Raw genomic sequence first — 16,052 nt, forward strand, 5'->3', positions numbered from 1 at the left:
TTCCTGCTCCGACACAACAGTGCGCGTCGGCAACGAACGACGAGGTCGATGTCGTACGACATCGACCTCGTCGTTCCGAATCGACCGAGCGCCCCCGGCGTCAGCGCGCCGGCACGGCCTCGGCGGCCTCGGCGTCGCGGGCAGCCCGGGCGGCGGCGTCCTGCGCGGCGAACGGCAGGTCCCCCAGGTCCAGGTGCGGGTTGGTGTCCTGCGTGAGCACCAGCTCCTTCGCCTCGGCCTCGGTCTCGACCGCGGGCATCGAGCCGGGCAGCGGGCGACGCGAGGACTCCTTCATGCAGAAGACACCGATCGCACCGACGACGCTCATCGCCATCAGGAAGTACGCCGGGGCGAGTTCGTCGCCGGTCACGGTCAGCAGCGCCTGCACGATCAGGGGCGTCGTCCCGCCGAACACCGCGATGGCGATGTTGTAGGCGAAGCCCATGCCGCCGTACCGCGTCGAGGTGGGGAACAGCGCCGGCAGCGAGGCCGCCTGGTTCGACACCCACAGCGCCGTCATCAGCGCGAGCAGCCCGAGCCCGGCGAGCGTCGACCACTGCGCACCGTGCCCGATCAGCATGAACGCCGGAACGACGAGCACCACGGTCGTCGCCGCACCGATCCACATCACGACGCGTCGGCCGAGCTTGTCGGACAGCTTGCCCGTCAGCGGCAGCATCACCGCGAGCAGCAGGAGGACCGGGATCGTCAGCAGCGTGCCGTCGAGGGCGGAGTACCCGAGCGAGTCGGTCAGGTACGTCGGCATGTACGAGGTCAGGGCGTACCCGACGGTGTTCGAGGCCGCGACGAGCATGATCGCGATGACGATCGGTCGCCAGTGGTCGCGCACCATCACGAGCACGTTCGCCGGACGCTCACCGTCGAAGGACGCACGGGTCTCGGACGCAGCCTCCTGCGCCGCCTGGGTCGCCTGGAACACCGGCGACTCCTCGATGCGCAGGCGGAACCAGATCGCCACGACGCCGATCACGCCGGCCGCCAGGAACGGGAACCGCCAGCCGTAGGCGACCATCGCGTCCTCGCCGAGGGTGATCTGCAGCACCGAGACGACGGTCGCACCGAGCGCGAAGCCCAGGTAGCTGCCGAAGTCCAGGATGCTCGCGAAGAACCCGCGGCGCCGGTCCGGTGCGTACTCGGTCACGAAGGTCGTCGCACCGGCGTACTCACCACCGGTCGAGAAGCCCTGCGCCAGCTTCAGCACGACCAGCACGACGGGGGCGAACACGCCGATCGTCGCGTAGGCGGGCAGCGCGCCGATGAGGAACGTCGACGCCGCCATCATGATGAGCGTCGTCGCGAGCACCTTCTGGCGCCCGATGCGGTCGCCGAGCCGGCCGAAGACGATGCCGCCGAGCGGGCGGGCGATGTAGGTCGCGGCGAAGACACCGAGGCTGAACAGGATCTGCACGGCGGGCTCGGCCGTCGGCAGGAAGACCTTCCCCATCGTGACCGCCAGGTAGCCGTAGACACCGACGTCGTACCACTCCATCGTGTTGCCGACGACCATGCCGCTGACCGCGCGGCGCATCATGCTCTTGTCGACCACGGTGACGTCGCTCTCGCGCAGACGTCGGCGCGGCCGGGTGTGGGTACTGCTGGGGTCGGAACCCATGCATCGCTCCTCGGGGGGATCGGTGGGCCGAGGGGTACCGGCCCAGAACAGCGAGCGACGTTACCGAGCAACCGAAATGTCATTGGCCGGTGATTCCCAGGCAACGGCGCGTCACCCGAACGGGGGTGGAGCCCGATCCGCATGCGTCTGCGGATCCGCGAGCCTGAGTAACGAGGACATAACATCGGCGCATGGCGATCGAACCCGAGACGAAGAGCTGGACCTGGGTCATCGAGGGCACCTGCCCCGAGTGCGGCTACGACGGCACGACGGTGTCGATCCGCGACGTGCCGGGGATCATCGACGCGAACACCACCGCGTGGCCGACTGAACTCGGCCGGGATGACGTGCGCGAGCGTCCCGACGACCGCACCTGGTCGGCACTCGAGTACGGCGCCCACGTGCGCGACGTGCACCGGAAGATGACCGAGCGGCTCGCACTGATGCTCGCCGAGGACGCCCCGACGTTCCCGAACTGGGACCAGGACGCCACGGCGGTCGCGGAGCACTACGGCGAGCAGGACCCGGCCGTGGTCGCCCGCGAACTCGGCGAGGCCGCACACCGGGCAGCCCGGGCGTTCGACGAGGTCCGCGACGACCAGCTCGAGCGCACGGGCCTCCGGTCCGACGGCAGTGCCTTCACCGTCGCGACGCTCGCCACCTACTACGCGCACGACCCCGTCCACCACCTGTGGGACGTGCGGCGCACGCACTAGACGCGGGAACCAGCGGCCTGGAGGCGCGGTGCGGCCCCGCCCCGCGCCTCCCGTCCGCCTGCAGTCGCCCCGGAACCGGGCGTACCTGCCCGAACCGGGCGTACCTGCCACGAAGAAACGGCCAGGTATACCCGGAAGCACCATCCATCGCACGCGTGATGGGAAGGATCGGGCGCCGAGCCGGACCGCTCAGGCGAGCGCGTCGAGCAGGGCGCGCGCCGTCGCGGCGTCCGACACCAGCTCGTTGACGAGCCCCCCGCGCACCGCGCCGACGATGCTGCCGACCTTGGCGCTGCCGACGGCGACGCCGACGGCGTGCGGCACACCGGACAGGACCTCGCGCGATGTCCGCACCATCCGGTCGCTGCCGGGGAACTCGATGGGCGAGCCGTCGGCCGCGTAGAAGTTGAGGCAGACGTCGCCTGCGGCGTGGTCGAACGCGGCGTCCTCGACGGGGACACCCCGCGCCAGGGCGTCACGCGTCGGCGCCGGCGCACCGATGCCGAGGATCGCGCCCTTCGCCCGCCCCCAGAGCCCGACGACGTGCTGGAACGCCGGGTCCTCGTCGAGCGAGGAGCGCATCGCGGGCGACGGCAGGGCCTGCGCGAACAGGAACGCGGGGATCGCCCCGGAGTGCTCGGCGGCGGTCCGGGTGATCTCGTTCGTCTGGAACCATGGCATCGGGTCGGCCTGGCCGCCGACCGTCGGGACGAGCTGCACGCCGGGCAGGCTCGGCATGCCCGCGTGCGCGACGTCGTACACGGTGCGGCCCGACGACATCAGGACGGCGTCGCCGGGCACGAGCCCCATGCCCTCGACCGCAGCGGCGAGGGGTGCTGCGAGGTCGGCTCCGAGCGTGGCGGTGTGGGTGACGGCGGCCAGGTGCACGGCGCGGATCCCGAGCACCACCTGCAGCCGTTCGGCGAGCGCGACGGTCTCGTCCTGGAACGGGTCGACGACCTCGATGCGGACGAGTCCGGCCTTGCGCGCCTCGGCGACGAGCCGGCTGACCGTGGGCCGTGAGACCCCGAGGCGCGAGGCGATCTCGACCTGGGTAGCGTCCTCGAGGTAGTACATCCGCGCCGCCTGGTAGACGGTGTCGAGCGGGAAACGGGTCCGGGCACCCTCGGCGGCGGGGATCTCGGCGGACATGGGGCGATCGTAGCCCTGGCGCGCGTCAGCGGATCGTGAACCCGCCGTCCACCCGGAGGTCGGTCCCGTTCACCATCGCGCTCGACTCCCCCGCCAGGAACAGCACCGCGGCGGCGATCTCGTCCGGGGTGGCGAACCGGCCGGTGGGGATCTCGTCCTGGTGCCGGATCCCGTTCTCGTTCGCCCACGCGGCCCGGCCGAGGTCGGTGAGGACGACGGTGGGCGACACGGTGTTCACGGTGACGCCCCGGCCGCCCCACTCGAGCGCGAGCACGCGGGTGAGTCCGATGACGCCGGCCTTCGAGGCGCAGTAGGCGGCGTGCCCGTCGATGCCGACGTGCGCCGCCTGCGAGGCGATGTTGACGACGCGGCCGTACCCGGCGGCGAGCATGTGCCGACCGACGGCCTGGGCGACGCGGAACGTCCCGGTCAGGTTGACGTCGATCGTCCTCGACCAGGTCTCGGCGGACAGTTCGTCCGCCGGAGCGAGTGCGGCGATCCCGGCGCAGTTGACGAGGACGTCGACGCGTCCGAAGCGTGCGATGACCTCGGCGACGGTGCGCGCCACGGAGGTCTCGTCCGTCACGTCGCAGCCGAACCCGGCATGGAGGCCCGTGGCCGCGCCCGGCAGGTCGGCTGCCGCCTTCGTCGCGCCGTCCGCGCGGACGTCGACGATCGCGACCCGCGCACCCCGTGCGGCGAGCGCCCGGGCGATGGCGTTGCCGATGCCGGAGGCGCCGCCCGTCACCACCGCCGTCCGTCCGTCGAAGTCGTTGGTGAAGTCGATCGTGTCCGGCCCCGGTCGGAGGGCTGCGGCGAAGTCGGTCGGGGTGCTGGTGGTCATGTGCGCTCCTTTGCGTTCGGTCGGAACCTACCAGAAATTGTGTTCTGGACAAACGTTCTGCGAGGTGTACAGTCATCGCCGAAGCCATCCAACGAAGGAGCAGCGCATGTCGACGACGACCGAGCACGCGGCCACGACCGCCACCACGACCATCCCCACGACGATGCGAGCCGTCGTCGTCCACGGGCCCGGCGACTACCGGCTCGAGGAACGCCCCGTGCCCACGCCCGGCCCCGGCGAACTCCTGCTCCGCACCGACGCCGTCGGCATCTGCGCGAGCGACCTGAAGTGCTACCACGGCGCCGCGAAGTTCTGGGGTGACGAGAACCGCGCCGCCTGGGCCGAGACCGACCGCATCCCCGGGCACGAGTTCGTCGGGACGATCGTCTCCGGCGACGACGACACCCTGGCGAAGCGGAAGGTCTCGCTCGGCGACCGCATCGCGTGCGAGCAGATCGTGCCGTGCTGGGAGTGCCGGTACTGCCTCGAGGGCGCGTACTGGATGTGCAACGTCCACGACATGTTCGGGTTCAAGGGCCACGACGGCGCGATGGCCGAGTACGTCCTCGTCCCCGCCAAGGCACTGACCCACCCGGTGTCGAGTGCCCTGCCCGGTCAGGTCGCCGCGTTCGCCGAGCCACTGTCCTGTGCGTTCCACGCCGTCGAGCGCGGGGACATCAAGTTCGGCGACACCGTCGTGATCGCCGGCGCCGGACCGATCGGCCTCTCCGCCATCGCCGGTGCGCGGCAGAAGAACCCGCTCCGGATCATCGCCCTCGACGTGGTCGACGCGAAGCTCGAACTGGCCCGCAAGGTCGGCGCGGACCTGACGATCAACATCGCCGAGGAGGACGCGGTCGCCCGGGTCAAGGAGCTCACCGACGGCTACGGTGCCGACGTCTACATCGAGGCGACCGGCCACCCGTCCGCGGTCCCGCAGGGGCTCAACCTGCTGCGGAAGCTCGGCACCTTCGTCGAGTACTCGGTGTTCAAGGACGACGTCTCCGTCGACTGGTCGATCATCTCGGACGACAAGGAGCTCGACGTCCGCGGCGCCCACCTCGGTCCGCACACCTGGCCGGCGGCGATCAAGCTGCTCGAGGCCGAGACCCTGCCGATGTCGGAGATCTGCACGCACCAGTTCCCGCTCGAGCGGTTCCAGGAGGCCCTCGACCTGGTCGGCGACTCCGCCGGCGCGAGCGTCAAGGTCTCGATCGTCCCGTCCCTGCAGGCCTGAGCCCGCCCACCCCAGGAGTCAGCAAGCATGTCAACGACGACACAGCGCGCCACCGGTGCGCCCACGACCCCTCGCGTAGAGGGCCGCCTCGACCGGATGGGCATCCCCCGTCCGCTCGCCCTCGGGTTCGTCGCCGTCCTGGTCTTCATGACCGGGAACGGCGTCGAGTCGAACTTCATCACCCCGCACATGGTCGCGGTCCTCGGCAGCCCCGAGGCCACCGTCGCGACGATCGTCACCTTCTACAGCCTCGCCGCGCTGATCGGCAGCTACGTCTCCGGCGCCCTCTCCGACCTGATCGGGCCGCGGCGCGTGATGATCCTCGGGTTCGCCGTCTGGGTGGTCTTCGAGGTGCTGTTCCTCCTCGCGCTGAACATCGGCAGCGTGCCGTTCGCCGCCGTCGCCTACGCCGTCCGGGGCTTCGGCTACCCGCTCTTCGCCTTCGCGTTCCTGGTCTGGGTGAACATCACCACCCCGGTCGAGCGGAACGGTTCGGCCGTCGGCTGGTTCTACGTCGCGTTCACGGGCGGCCTGCCGACGCTCGGCTCGCTCTTCGCGATCGGTGCCATCCCGGTGTTCGGCGGCGGCACGATCGGCGAGACGGGCGCGATGGTCGCCTCGATCGGCCTCGTCGTGATCGGCTTCCTCATCATGCTGTTCGGCGTGCGCCTGCCGAACGGGTTCTCCCGCATCGCCCCGGCCGGCGAGAGCGCCTGGCAAGTGCTGACGAGCGGCATCCGCCTGACCGTCACCCGGCCGAAGATCCTGATGGGCTTCCTGGTCCGCCTGATCAACACCGCGCCCGAGTTCGGCATGTTCGTCGTCCTGCCCGCCGTCATCGCGAACGAGCGCGGGTGGGGCCAGAGCCGCTGGCTGCTCATGACGGTCTGCGTCTACGCCACGAACATCCTCGTGAACGCCCTGTTCGGCTGGGTCGGCGACAAGATCGGCTGGCAGCGCACCGTCAAGTGGTTCGGCATCGTCGGGTCCGCCCTCGGCCTCATCGCCTGGTGGTACGTCCCGCAGCTCGTCCCCGCCGGGTCCGACTGGGGCTACGTGCTCTCCGTCGTCGCCGGCTGCGTGTTCGGCTGCCTGCTCGCCGGCTTCGTGCCGATGGGCGCGATCATGCCGGCGCTCGCCCCCGAGCACAAGGGCGCCGCGATGGCGATGTACACGACGGCGGCCGGTGGCGCGGCGTTCCTCGGCACCGGCGTGGTCGCGGCGGTGTTCGCGCTCGGCGGTGGCGGTGAGGCCGCGACCTGGACCTTCGTCGGCCTGTACGCGTGCGCGTTCGTGATGATCCACTTCCTCAAGGTGCCCCAGGGCGCCCGTACCTCCCACTGAAGGACTCCAGCATGACCACGATCCACGACGCCCCCGACGAGTTCGCCGAGGACCAGCTCGCCGGCTGGCTCGCGCTCTACGCCGACCGCGTCCGCGGCGTCCACGGCGGCGTCGTCACCCTGCCCACCGAGGGTGCGGAACCCCAGGTCGCGGTGGTCGTCGGCGGCGGCTCCGGCCACTACCCGGCGTTCTGCGGGATCGTCGGCCCGGGGTTCGCCACCGGCGCCGTCGTCGGCAACGTCTTCACCTCGCCGTCGACCGCGCAGGTCTACTCGGTCGCCAAGGCAGCGGACCAGGGGAAGGGCGTCGTGCTGTCCTTCGGCAACTACGCCGGCGACACCATGAACTTCGGACTCGCCGCCGAGCGCCTGCGTGCCGAGGGCATCGACACCCGCATCGTCGTCGTCACCGACGACATCGCGAGCGCCGACGAGGAGTCGAAGCGCCGCGGCATCGCCGGGGACTTCTCGGTCTTCAAGGCGATGGGCGCGGCCGCCGCAGCGGGTGCCGACCTCGACGAGGTCGAACGGCTCGGCACCGCCTCGAACGCGGCGACCCGCACCATCGGCGTCGCGTTCTCCGGGTGCACCATGCCCGGTGCGACCGAGCCGCTCTTCACCGTGCCCGACGGCCACCTCGGCCTCGGGCTCGGCATCCACGGGGAGCCCGGCATCGAGGACGTCCCACTCCTGCGTGCGACCGAACTCGCCGACCTGCTCGTGTCACGACTCCTCGCCGACCGACCGGCCGGCGCGCGGACCCGGGTCGCCCCGATCCTCAACGGCCTCGGCGACACGAAGTACGAGGAGCTCTTCCTGCTCTGGGGCCGCGTGCTCCCGCTGCTGCAGGAGGCCGGCCTCGAGGTCGTCGAACCCGAGGTCGGAGAACTCGTCACGAGCCTCGACATGGGTGGCTGCTCGCTGACCCTGCAGTGGCTCGACGACGAGCTCGAACCCCTGTGGCGCGCGGACACCTACACGCCCGCGTACCGCAAGGCGGCGGCGCCGATCGCGGCGTTGCTGCCGGCCGCCGCAGTGGACGACGCCGAGGACGAGGCGACGGTCGTGCCGGACGCGAGCAGTGCCTCCCGGCAGGCCGCGCAGACGGCGCGCGACGCGATCGACGCGATCGACGCGCTCCTGCGGGAGCACGAGGAAGAACTCGGACGCATCGACGCGGTCGCCGGCGACGGCGACCACGGACGCGGCATGGTGAAGGGGATCGGTGCGGCCCGCAAGGCCGTCGGCCGGGTCGGCCAGGAGGCGGGGGTCGCCTTCGTCCTCGGACGCGCCGGTGACGCGTGGGCCGAGTTCGCGGGCGGCACCTCGGGAGTCCTGTGGGGTGCGGCACTCGAGGCCTTCGGTCGGTCGCTGCGCGACGACCGCTCCGCGTACGAGGCGTCCGACGTCGTCGAGGCCGCGCAGGCCTTCGCCGACTCGATCGTGCACCTGGGTGGGGCGTCCCGCGGGGACAAGACGCTGCTCGACGCACTGCTGCCGTTCGTGGACGGCCTGCGCAGCGGCGTCGACGCTGGCCGTCCACTCACCGTGGCGTGGCAGGCTGCCGCCCAGGTCGCGGTGACGGAAGCCGCTGCGACCGCAGACCTCTCACCGAAGGTCGGGCGTGCCCGACCGCTGGCGGGGAAGAGCCTGGGGACACCCGACGCGGGTGCCACCTCGATGGGGATGATCCTCACGCGGATCGGCGAGGTCCTCGCCGCCCGTGCTGACAAGGAAGGAACACACGCATGACGTACCGTCTCGTGATCGGGTCCGACGACGCCGGGTTCGACTACAAGGAGATCATCAAGGCCGACCTGCTCGCCGACGACCGGGTGTCGGACGTCACCGACGTCGGCGTCGACGCGGACGGCCACACCGCGTACCCGCACGTCGCCGTCGACGCCGCACGCCTGGTCGCGAACGGCGAGGCCGACCGCGCGATCCTGATCTGCGGCACCGGCCTCGGTGTGGCGATCAGCGCCAACAAGGTGCCGGGCATCCGTGCCGTCACCGCGCACGACTCGTACAGCGTGGAGCGCTCGGTCCTGTCGAACGACGCCCAGGTCCTCTGCATGGGCCAGCGCGTCGTCGGCGTCGAGCTCGCCCGCCGTCTGGCGAAGGAGTGGCTCGGCTACACGTTCGACGCTTCGAGTGCCAGCGCATCGAAGGTCCAGGCGATCTGCGAGTACGACGGCAGCGCGCCCGCCGGCGTCGACGCTTCGGCGTAGGCGCGGCGCACAGTCCCGCGGAACCAGGTTCCGGACACAGCACCGTGCAGCTGCGCGGTGCTGTGTCCGTTGCGCGGTGTTGAACGGTCAGCTGCGCGCGGCCAAGCGGTGCACGACGGCCTTCGTCGCCTCGTACAGCTCGCGGTAGTCGTGGTACCCGGGCTCGTACGCAGCCGTCGCGACGGGGTCCGGCTCGATGACCGTCGCCGGCGGGTTCCACTGCCGGATGTCGACGTCGGCCACGAGCGCTGCCGCCAGGAACGCCGACCCGTACGACGCTCCCACGGTCACCGACGGCACCGTCTGCCGCAGACCGGTCACGTCGCTCACGATCGTCGGCCAGAGCCGTCCGAGCAGCCCGCCGCCGGCCCCGACGAGCTCGCGGACCTCGACCCCGGCGGCACGCAGCACCTCGATGTTGTGCCGGACCGCGTAGGCCGTCGCCTCGAGCGTCGCCCGGTAGACGTCGCCACGCGTGTGCCGCACGGTCAGTCCCGCGATCACCCCGCGCGCGTCCGGATCGGCGATGGGCGTCCGCTCCCCCGCGAAGTACGGCAGCATCAACAGCCCGTTCGCGCCGATCCCGGCACACCGTGCCTCCTCGAGCATGGTCGCCCACTCGCCGTCGACCAGCCGTCGCAGCCAGTCGGTGATCGCCCCGGAGGTCGCCATCCCTCCCGACACGCTCGGCTGCCCCGGGTGCGTCCCGACCGTCGTCCACATCCCCGGGACCGGCGTCGGCTCGGGGGTCGGCACGATCATGAACATCGTGGTGCCGTACTGCAGGAACATCCGGCCCGGCACGGACTCGCCGACGCTCACGCCCTCCGCCCACGCGTCGATGGTGCCGGCCGTCACGGGGATGCCGACCGGGAGGCCCGTGGCCGCGGCCGCCTCGCGCGTCACCACGCCCGCCTGATCACCGGACCACAGCAGCCGCGGCATGGGCAGGCCGGGCGCGAGCCGCTCGCACCACTCGGGGATCCACACGTTCTCGTGCACGTCGTAGAGCGGCGTGGTCTGGCTGGCCGAGTGGTGGTCGAGGACGTACTCCCCGGTGAGCAGCTCCACCACGCGCGACGCCGGCATCGTGAAGCGGACGGCACGCGCCCACACCTCGGGCTCGTGCCGGGCGACCCACGCGAGCTTCGCCCCGGCGGCCTGCGTGCTCAGCCCGGAGCCGCAGCGCGCACGGACCGCGTCCTCGCCGCCGAGTTCCGCGGTCAGCTCGTCCAGCAGGTCGGCGGTCCGGGTGTCGACGCCGTACAGGACCGCCGGGCGCAACGGCTCGCCGACCGCGTCGGTGAGCAGCACGCACGGGCCGATGCCGCTCACCCCGACCGCCTGCACGTCGGCATCGGGGACGAGCGCGAGGAGCTCGTGCGTCAGCGTCGTGAACTCGTCCCACCACACGGCCGCGTCCATCTCGACCAGCCCCTGGGCAGGGCGGTCGACGTCGTGCTTGCGACCCACCTCGGCGATCACGGTGCCGTCGAACCGGGCCAGCAGCGCCTTCGTGCTCGACGTCCCGATGTCCAGACCGAGCACCGCCCGCATGCCGCCTCCTTCGCCGCCACACGACCGCCGTCGGTCGTGTCCCGAGTCTACGAACCTTCCGCGGGCCGCCAGATCGACTCCAGGGCCCAGCCCACCGGCGCACCGAGATCCGCAGTGCTCATACCCGGTACGTCGGGAAAATCGTGGAGCAGGGCGGTGGCACGCTGGCGCCACGCGCAGTCAGCATCGATGCGGCGCAGCAGGAAGGCCATGACCACCAACACTCCGTAGACCCCGAACACCACCTTCGCGTGTTCGGTTCGGCGGAGGTGATCGAACTCGGGAACGTTCGCGGGGCGTTTCGGAGCAACCACGAGCTTGCGGTTGAACAGCCTGGCGTGATGCGCCGCGACGTTGCGGACGTAGTTGACCGAGGCGAGCCAGCTGCCGAGGACACGCTTCGACGGCGCACCGAGCGCCATCGCGATCTCCGTCCCCAGCACGTTCGAGAGACCGCCGTACAGTCGGGCGACCTGTCCGAACTCCAGGATCTCGGTCAGCGCCCAGACCGGCAGCTGTCCGTCGTACTTGGTCCGGAAGTGCGCGACGAAGACCTCGTCCGATCGGTCCTGCCGGGCTCGAACCCGCTCGATCCAACGTTCGTGCCCGCTCGTTCCTGCTTCGCCCACCTGGAGGAACGACGGGGTGAACGAGGCCGGATCCCGATGCGCGAACGGTCCGTTCCGGCCGAGCACATGGGCGATCTTGGTGCGGACTGCGACCTCGATCCGCTCGACTCCGTCGAGCACGAGGAGCCGCAGCGCGCGGTCGTGGTCCATCAGGGAACGGGCGTGCTCGATCGACGCTCCGGTTCGGTACGTCTCACGCAGCGTGATGTGCTGCGGGACCTCGTGTCCATCACCGACGACGTCCGGCTACCGGAGCGGGTAGAGGTAGCCCGTCAGGCGGTAGTAACCGACCCGGTCGAGCAGGTCGACAGCCGCCGGGTGCGACTCCACGACGAGCCCGCGGCCGCGCAGCCGCTCGACCTGCTGATCCAGCGTGAGCCAGGGCTTCGAGTACTCGACCACCACACCCCCAGGTGAAAAGAAAATCAGCCCGGGCCAGACGGCGACGGGCTGATCGTGATGCATCGATCATACCCGAGGCTGACGACGCGGTGGGGTCCGATGAACGAGTGTGGACAACCTGTTCTCCCCGGCCGAGACGCCCAGCTGCCTGTCGGGGGCCGGACGTACCGTACTCACGACTCCGATGCACCACGAGGGGAACCCGATGAAGAAGTCAGCCTGGCTGCCAGCAGTCATCGCGCCGGTGGTCGTCGCCGGCGCCGTCGCCGCTCCGATGATCGCGAACGCCGCGAACGACCCGATCGCGGGGACGAACCCGACCGCAGCGGACGTCATCGCCAGCATCGCGAAGTCGTCGGACGCGCAGTACTCCGGCAAGCTCACGCAGTCGAGCGACCTCGGACTCCCCGAGCTGCCGACCGGCTCCGGCGGATCCTCGCTAGAGGGCGACGCCTCGGACGTGCTCGGCCTGCTCACCTCGTCGCACACCGCCCGTGTCTACGTCGACGGTGCCAGCAAGCAGCGCGTCCAGCTGACGCAGCAGCTCGCCGAGCAGGACCTGGTCCGCAACGGGTCCGAGGTCTGGACATGGGACTCGAAGGAGCGCACCGCCACGCACGTGACGCTCCCCTCCGACTCGGCGAAGGCCCCGCAGGACGGCACCACCACGCCGACCGACATCGCGGAGCGGGCCGTCGACGCCATCACCCCGACCACCACGGTCTCGAAGCCGACCGAGGTCAGCGTCGCAGGTCACGACGCCTGGCAGATCACCCTGACGCCGAAGTCCTCCGACACCCTGGTCGGCACCGTCCGACTGGCGGTCGACCAGCAGACCGGGCTCCCGCTCCGTGCGACGATCCAGGCCGCCGGGCAGGACGACCCCGCGGTGCAGGTCGGGTTCACCAGCCTCGACTACGGCGCCCCGGCCGCGCGGCTCTTCGACTTCACGCCGCCGTCGAACGCGAAGGTCACCGAGAAGGACCTGTCCGACGCCGAGCACGACGCCCACGCGAAGGGCGACCACGCTCGCGGTGCGCACGACGGCGACGAGCCGACGTTCACCGGCGAGGGCTGGGGCACGATCGCCGAGCTCCCCGCCGGCACCGTGGACCAGTCGTCCCTCGGCGACGAGGCCTCGGGTCTGCTCGGCCAGCTCACGAAGGCGGTCGACGGCGGCCGTGCCGTCCAGACCTCGCTCGTGTCGGTGTACCTGACCGACGACGGCCGGGTCCTCGCCGGCGCCGTGCCGGTGTCGTCGCTGGTCGCCGCCGCGAAGTGAGCGCACCGGAACCCGCGCGCACGACGGTCCCCGCCGCCGTGGACGCGACCCGCCCGACCCCGGACACCGACCTCGCCATCCGCACCACGGGCCTCCAGAAGGTCTTCCGCAAGCAGCGCGCCGTCGACGGGATCGACCTGTCGGTGCCGCGCGGCGCGGTGTTCGGGTTCCTCGGACCGAACGGCTCCGGCAAGACGACCACGATCCGGATGCTCCTCGGACTGTCGAGCGCGACGGGTGGCACGATCGAGGTGCTCGGCCAGTCGATGCCGAAGGCGCTGCACCAGGTGCTGCCGCGTGTCGGCGCTCTGGTCGAGGGGCCGGCCTTCTACCCGTACCTGTCCGGACGGGCGAACCTGCAGCGATTCGACGCGGCGGACCCCACGTCGGACCCGCGCACTCGGAAGGACCGCGTCGCGCATGCCCTCGACCGTGTCGGCCTGACCCACGCCGCCGACAAGAAGGCGCACGCGTACTCGCTCGGCATGAAGCAGCGGCTGGGCCTGGCGAACGCCCTGCTCTCCCCGCGGGACCTGCTGGTGCTCGACGAGCCGACCAACGGCCTCGACCCGCAGGGCACCCGCGAGGTCCGCAACCTCATCCGTTCGCTGGCGGACGACGGCACCACCGTGTTCGTGTCGAGCCACCTCCTCGCCGAGATCGAACAGGTCTGCACCCACGCAGCGGTGATGCGCACCGGCAAGCTCGTCGCGCAGGGCGAGCTCGACGAACTGCGATCCGCCGGAGCCCGCACCGTGACCGTCCGCACACCCGACGTCGGGCAGGCGGGCAGCGTACTGACGCGGCTCGGGCTCGCGCCCCGGCACGACGGCGGCGCCGACGTCCTGGTGGCGGACCTGCCGCACGAGCTCCTGCCGGAGACCATCACCACCGAGCTCGTCCGCGCCGACGTCCGGGTCCGTGGGCTGACGGTCGGCGGCGGCACGCTCGAGGACCTGTTCGTCGCACTCACCGGAGAGGGCTTCGATGTCGCTGCCTGACACTGCAGGCTCGCTGCCCGAGACCGCACGTCCGTCGGCGGACACCGCCGCGCCGACTCAGCGCCGGCAGCGCCCCTTCGCCCTGCTCGGCTCCGAGCTCGCACTGGTGTTCCGACGTCGCCGCACCTGGGCGATGCTCGGTGCGCTCGCCCTGGTGCCGATCCTCATCGCGGTCGCCGTGAAGCTGACGACCGACGGTGACGACGGTGGCCCGGCGTTCCTCGGCGACATCACCAACAACGGCCTGTTCGTGGCGTTCACCGCGCTGACCGTGTCGATCCCGCTCTTCCTGCCGCTCACCGTCGGCGTGGTCGCGGGCGACACCGTCGCGGGGGAAGCCAGCCACGGCACCATCCGCTACCTGCTCGTCGCGCCGACCGGCCGGGTGCGGTTCATCCTCGTGAAGTTCGCCGGGGCGGTGGCGTTCTGCCTGGCGGCCACGCTGCTGGTGGTGCTCGTCGGTGCCGCGATCGGTGCCGTGCTGTTCCCGATCGGCCCGGTCACGCTGCTGTCCGGCACCCAGGTCGGCGGAGCGTCCTACGCCGGACGGGCGCTCCTGCTCGCCCTGTACGTGGCGATGTCGATGGTCGGGCTGGTGGCGATCGGCATGTTCGCCTCGACGCTGACGAACGTGCCGGTCGGCGCGATGGCCGCGACGGTCGTGCTGGCCGGGGCCTCGCAGGTCCTCGACCAGCTGCCCCAGCTCGACTGGCTGCACCCGTACCTGTTCTCGCACCAGTGGCTGGGGTTCGGTGACCTGCTGCGCGACCCGATCTCGTTCGACTCGTTCGGGTCGAACGCGGTGCTGCAGCTCGGCTACGTCGTCGTGTTCGGTGCGCTGGCGTACAGCCGGTTCGCCTCGAAGGACATCCTGAGCTGAGCCCGACCGCCGGGCCCGACCGCGTCAGCTCGCAGGTGTCGCCGATCCGCCCGCCATCGTCTCCGTCTCGGAGCCGCGCGCATCCGCGTAGCGGTCTCGCAGGTCGCGGGCCTTCTCGGAGCGGTACCAGTCGAGCCGCGCTCCGGTCTCGACGGTCTGCATGCCGATGACGACCTTGCCGCGCGACTTCATCTCGGCGAGGTCCTCGTACGCCTCGACGATGTACTCGAACGGGTAGAAGCCCGAGATGAGCACCTGGAAGCGGCGTTCCTGCAGGGCCTTCGCCAACAGGGTCAGGAGCTCCCGGGTCTCCTCGTCCTCTGCCGGGGCGCGCAGGAACCGGAGCTCGATGTCGCGGCGGTCGTCCGACGACACGAAACGCTTCGCCCCGACGCCGAGGCGATCCGCCAGGAGCTCGGCGTTGCTCTCCCCGTGGTTGTCGATGAAGGCGGTGATCGGTCGGCCGTCCGCGATCGCTCGGATGCGCTCTTCCTCACCCTCCCCGTACACGACCGGCAGCGTCCCGATCTGCCGCAGGTAGTCGTGGTTGCGCGCGCTACCGAGGGTGATCACGGTCGCACCGGCGTCGTGCGCCAGCTGACTCTCGATGTGCCCGACACCGCCCGCTGCCGCGGTGATGACGACGGTGTCCTCCGGGCCGAGGCGCAGCGATCGCACCACCGACACCGCCGTGCACCCGGCGAGGTACAGACCACCGGCGACCTCCCACCCGACGTACTCCGGCTTCTTGATGACCGCTCCACGCGGCACCGCGATCCAGTTCGCGTGCGATCCACCCTGCGGCGCGTGCCCCATGACCTCGTCGCCGACCCGCAGGTCCTTCACGCCGTCGCCACGCGCCCGGACGATGCCGGCGAAGTCGACGCCCTGCCGTGCCGGGAACTCGAGCTCGATGTGGTCCCGGAGCTTCCCCTCGCGCAGGAACCGCTCGATGTGGTTCAGCCCGGCGGCGACGATCTCGACGACGATCTCGCCGGGGCCGGCCGTCGGCTTGTCCTGGGGGACGAGCTCGACGACGCTGAAGTCGCCGTACCGGTCGTACTGGACTGCCTTGCCGTTCCGCATGGGTGCTCCTTCGCTGGCGTGTGCGTCCGGCCTACTCGGTTTCCCCGCGTGCAGCCCGA

15 protein-coding genes are annotated in these 16,052 nt (G+C 71.2%); 8 read left to right on the plus strand and 7 right to left on the minus strand.

Annotated elements, in window-relative coordinates; all coding sequences use genetic code 11:
* Positions 1-100: 100 nt before the first annotated feature.
* Entirely contained in the window at positions 101-1,633 is a 1,533-nt protein-coding gene (locus EDF63_RS16030) for an MFS transporter (protein ID WP_123313980.1), read from the minus strand.
* 191 nt (positions 1,634-1,824) lie between these two features.
* On the opposite strand from EDF63_RS16030, the gene EDF63_RS16035 reads away from it, so the two are divergent.
* Positions 1,825-2,349: a DinB family protein gene (locus tag EDF63_RS16035; protein ID WP_123313981.1), complete on the plus strand. Its 525-nt coding sequence runs from the start codon at positions 1,825-1,827 to the stop codon at positions 2,347-2,349.
* Positions 2,350-2,538: 189 nt separating this feature from the next.
* Here the strand turns inward: EDF63_RS16035 and EDF63_RS16040 are convergent, their stop codons facing one another.
* Positions 2,539-3,501, minus strand: a complete 963-nt coding sequence (locus tag EDF63_RS16040) for a sugar-binding transcriptional regulator (RefSeq protein WP_123313982.1) — start codon at positions 3,499-3,501, stop codon at positions 2,539-2,541.
* Positions 3,502-3,526: 25 nt separating this feature from the next.
* A complete protein-coding gene (locus EDF63_RS16045) occupies positions 3,527-4,345 on the minus strand; it encodes a GolD/DthD family dehydrogenase (RefSeq protein WP_123313983.1) in 819 nt (272 codons plus the stop codon).
* A 106-nt stretch (positions 4,346-4,451) separates the two neighbouring features.
* Between EDF63_RS16045 and EDF63_RS16050 the strand changes: the two genes are divergently transcribed.
* The 4 genes from EDF63_RS16050 to EDF63_RS16065 are packed head-to-tail and all read left to right on the plus strand — an operon-like array spanning position 4,452 to position 9,156.
* On the plus strand, positions 4,452-5,582 hold the full coding sequence (locus EDF63_RS16050; RefSeq protein ID WP_123313984.1) for a zinc-binding dehydrogenase: 1,131 nt from the start codon (positions 4,452-4,454) through the stop codon (positions 5,580-5,582).
* A gap of 27 nt (positions 5,583-5,609) precedes the next feature.
* Entirely contained in the window at positions 5,610-6,926 is a 1,317-nt protein-coding gene (locus EDF63_RS16055) for an MFS transporter (RefSeq protein WP_221180577.1), read from the plus strand.
* 11 nt (positions 6,927-6,937) lie between these two features.
* Positions 6,938-8,677: a dihydroxyacetone kinase family protein gene (locus tag EDF63_RS16060; protein WP_123313986.1), complete on the plus strand. Its 1,740-nt coding sequence runs from the start codon at positions 6,938-6,940 to the stop codon at positions 8,675-8,677.
* Entirely contained in the window at positions 8,674-9,156 is a 483-nt protein-coding gene (locus EDF63_RS16065) for a ribose-5-phosphate isomerase (protein WP_123313987.1), read from the plus strand. Before EDF63_RS16060 ends, EDF63_RS16065 begins: the two co-directional genes overlap by 4 nt.
* Before the next feature lie 87 nt (positions 9,157-9,243).
* Here EDF63_RS16065 and EDF63_RS16070 read toward each other — a convergent pair whose 3' ends face one another.
* The 3 genes from EDF63_RS16070 to EDF63_RS18765 are packed head-to-tail and all read right to left on the minus strand — an operon-like array spanning position 9,244 to position 11,747.
* Positions 9,244-10,713 (minus strand): FGGY-family carbohydrate kinase, encoded by a 1,470-nt coding sequence (locus EDF63_RS16070; protein ID WP_123313988.1) that lies wholly within the window; start codon positions 10,711-10,713, stop codon positions 9,244-9,246.
* 47 nt (positions 10,714-10,760) lie between these two features.
* On the minus strand, positions 10,761-11,549 hold the full coding sequence (locus EDF63_RS16075) for an Abi family protein (RefSeq protein ID WP_311316893.1): 789 nt from the start codon (positions 11,547-11,549) through the stop codon (positions 10,761-10,763).
* Positions 11,550-11,588: 39 nt separating this feature from the next.
* Positions 11,589-11,747: a hypothetical protein gene (locus EDF63_RS18765; protein WP_185021470.1), complete on the minus strand. Its 159-nt coding sequence runs from the start codon at positions 11,745-11,747 to the stop codon at positions 11,589-11,591.
* A 202-nt stretch (positions 11,748-11,949) separates the two neighbouring features.
* Between EDF63_RS18765 and EDF63_RS16080 the strand changes: the two genes are divergently transcribed.
* From EDF63_RS16080 to EDF63_RS16090, 3 genes are read left to right on the plus strand one after another with little or no spacing between them, the layout of a single operon-like run.
* On the plus strand, positions 11,950-13,026 hold the full coding sequence (locus EDF63_RS16080) for a sigma-E factor regulatory protein RseB domain-containing protein (RefSeq protein WP_148061800.1): 1,077 nt from the start codon (positions 11,950-11,952) through the stop codon (positions 13,024-13,026).
* Between the two features lie 38 nt (positions 13,027-13,064).
* Complete coding sequence (locus EDF63_RS16085; protein ID WP_123314096.1) at positions 13,065-14,027, plus strand: ABC transporter ATP-binding protein; 963 nt, start codon at positions 13,065-13,067, stop codon at positions 14,025-14,027.
* The gene (locus tag EDF63_RS16090; protein WP_123313991.1) at positions 14,014-14,907 is read left to right on the plus strand and encodes an ABC transporter permease; all 894 of its coding nucleotides are present in this window, start codon (positions 14,014-14,016) and stop codon (positions 14,905-14,907) included. The genes EDF63_RS16085 and EDF63_RS16090 overlap by 14 nt, the downstream gene beginning before the upstream one ends.
* A gap of 24 nt (positions 14,908-14,931) precedes the next feature.
* Here the strand turns inward: EDF63_RS16090 and EDF63_RS16095 are convergent, their stop codons facing one another.
* Positions 14,932-15,993: an NADP-dependent oxidoreductase gene (locus tag EDF63_RS16095; RefSeq protein WP_123313992.1), complete on the minus strand. Its 1,062-nt coding sequence runs from the start codon at positions 15,991-15,993 to the stop codon at positions 14,932-14,934.
* Positions 15,994-16,052 lie beyond the last annotated feature (59 nt).

This window comes from Curtobacterium sp. JUb34 (assembly GCF_003755065.1).
GTDB lineage: Bacteria > Actinomycetota > Actinomycetes > Actinomycetales > Microbacteriaceae > Curtobacterium.

Excerpts from the sequence above, each read along its gene's own strand:
- EDF63_RS16050 (WP_123313984.1), top strand. The coding sequence starts at position 4,452 with ATGTCGACGACGACCGAGCACGCGGCCACGACCGCCACCACGACCATC.
- EDF63_RS16095 (WP_123313992.1), bottom strand. The coding sequence starts at position 15,993 with ATGCGGAACGGCAAGGCAGTCCAGTACGACCGGTACGGCGACTTCAGC.
- EDF63_RS16030 (WP_123313980.1), bottom strand. The coding sequence starts at position 1,633 with ATGGGTTCCGACCCCAGCAGTACCCACACCCGGCCGCGCCGACGTCTG.
- EDF63_RS16035 (WP_123313981.1), top strand. The coding sequence starts at position 1,825 with ATGGCGATCGAACCCGAGACGAAGAGCTGGACCTGGGTCATCGAGGGC.
- EDF63_RS16045 (WP_123313983.1), bottom strand. The coding sequence starts at position 4,345 with ATGACCACCAGCACCCCGACCGACTTCGCCGCAGCCCTCCGACCGGGG.
- EDF63_RS16040 (WP_123313982.1), bottom strand. The coding sequence starts at position 3,501 with ATGTCCGCCGAGATCCCCGCCGCCGAGGGTGCCCGGACCCGTTTCCCG.
- EDF63_RS16080 (WP_148061800.1), top strand. The coding sequence starts at position 11,950 with ATGAAGAAGTCAGCCTGGCTGCCAGCAGTCATCGCGCCGGTGGTCGTC.
- EDF63_RS16055 (WP_221180577.1), top strand. The coding sequence starts at position 5,610 with ATGTCAACGACGACACAGCGCGCCACCGGTGCGCCCACGACCCCTCGC.
- EDF63_RS16060 (WP_123313986.1), top strand. The coding sequence starts at position 6,938 with ATGACCACGATCCACGACGCCCCCGACGAGTTCGCCGAGGACCAGCTC.
- EDF63_RS16090 (WP_123313991.1), top strand. The coding sequence starts at position 14,014 with ATGTCGCTGCCTGACACTGCAGGCTCGCTGCCCGAGACCGCACGTCCG.
- EDF63_RS16070 (WP_123313988.1), bottom strand. The coding sequence starts at position 10,713 with ATGCGGGCGGTGCTCGGTCTGGACATCGGGACGTCGAGCACGAAGGCG.
- EDF63_RS16065 (WP_123313987.1), top strand. The coding sequence starts at position 8,674 with ATGACGTACCGTCTCGTGATCGGGTCCGACGACGCCGGGTTCGACTAC.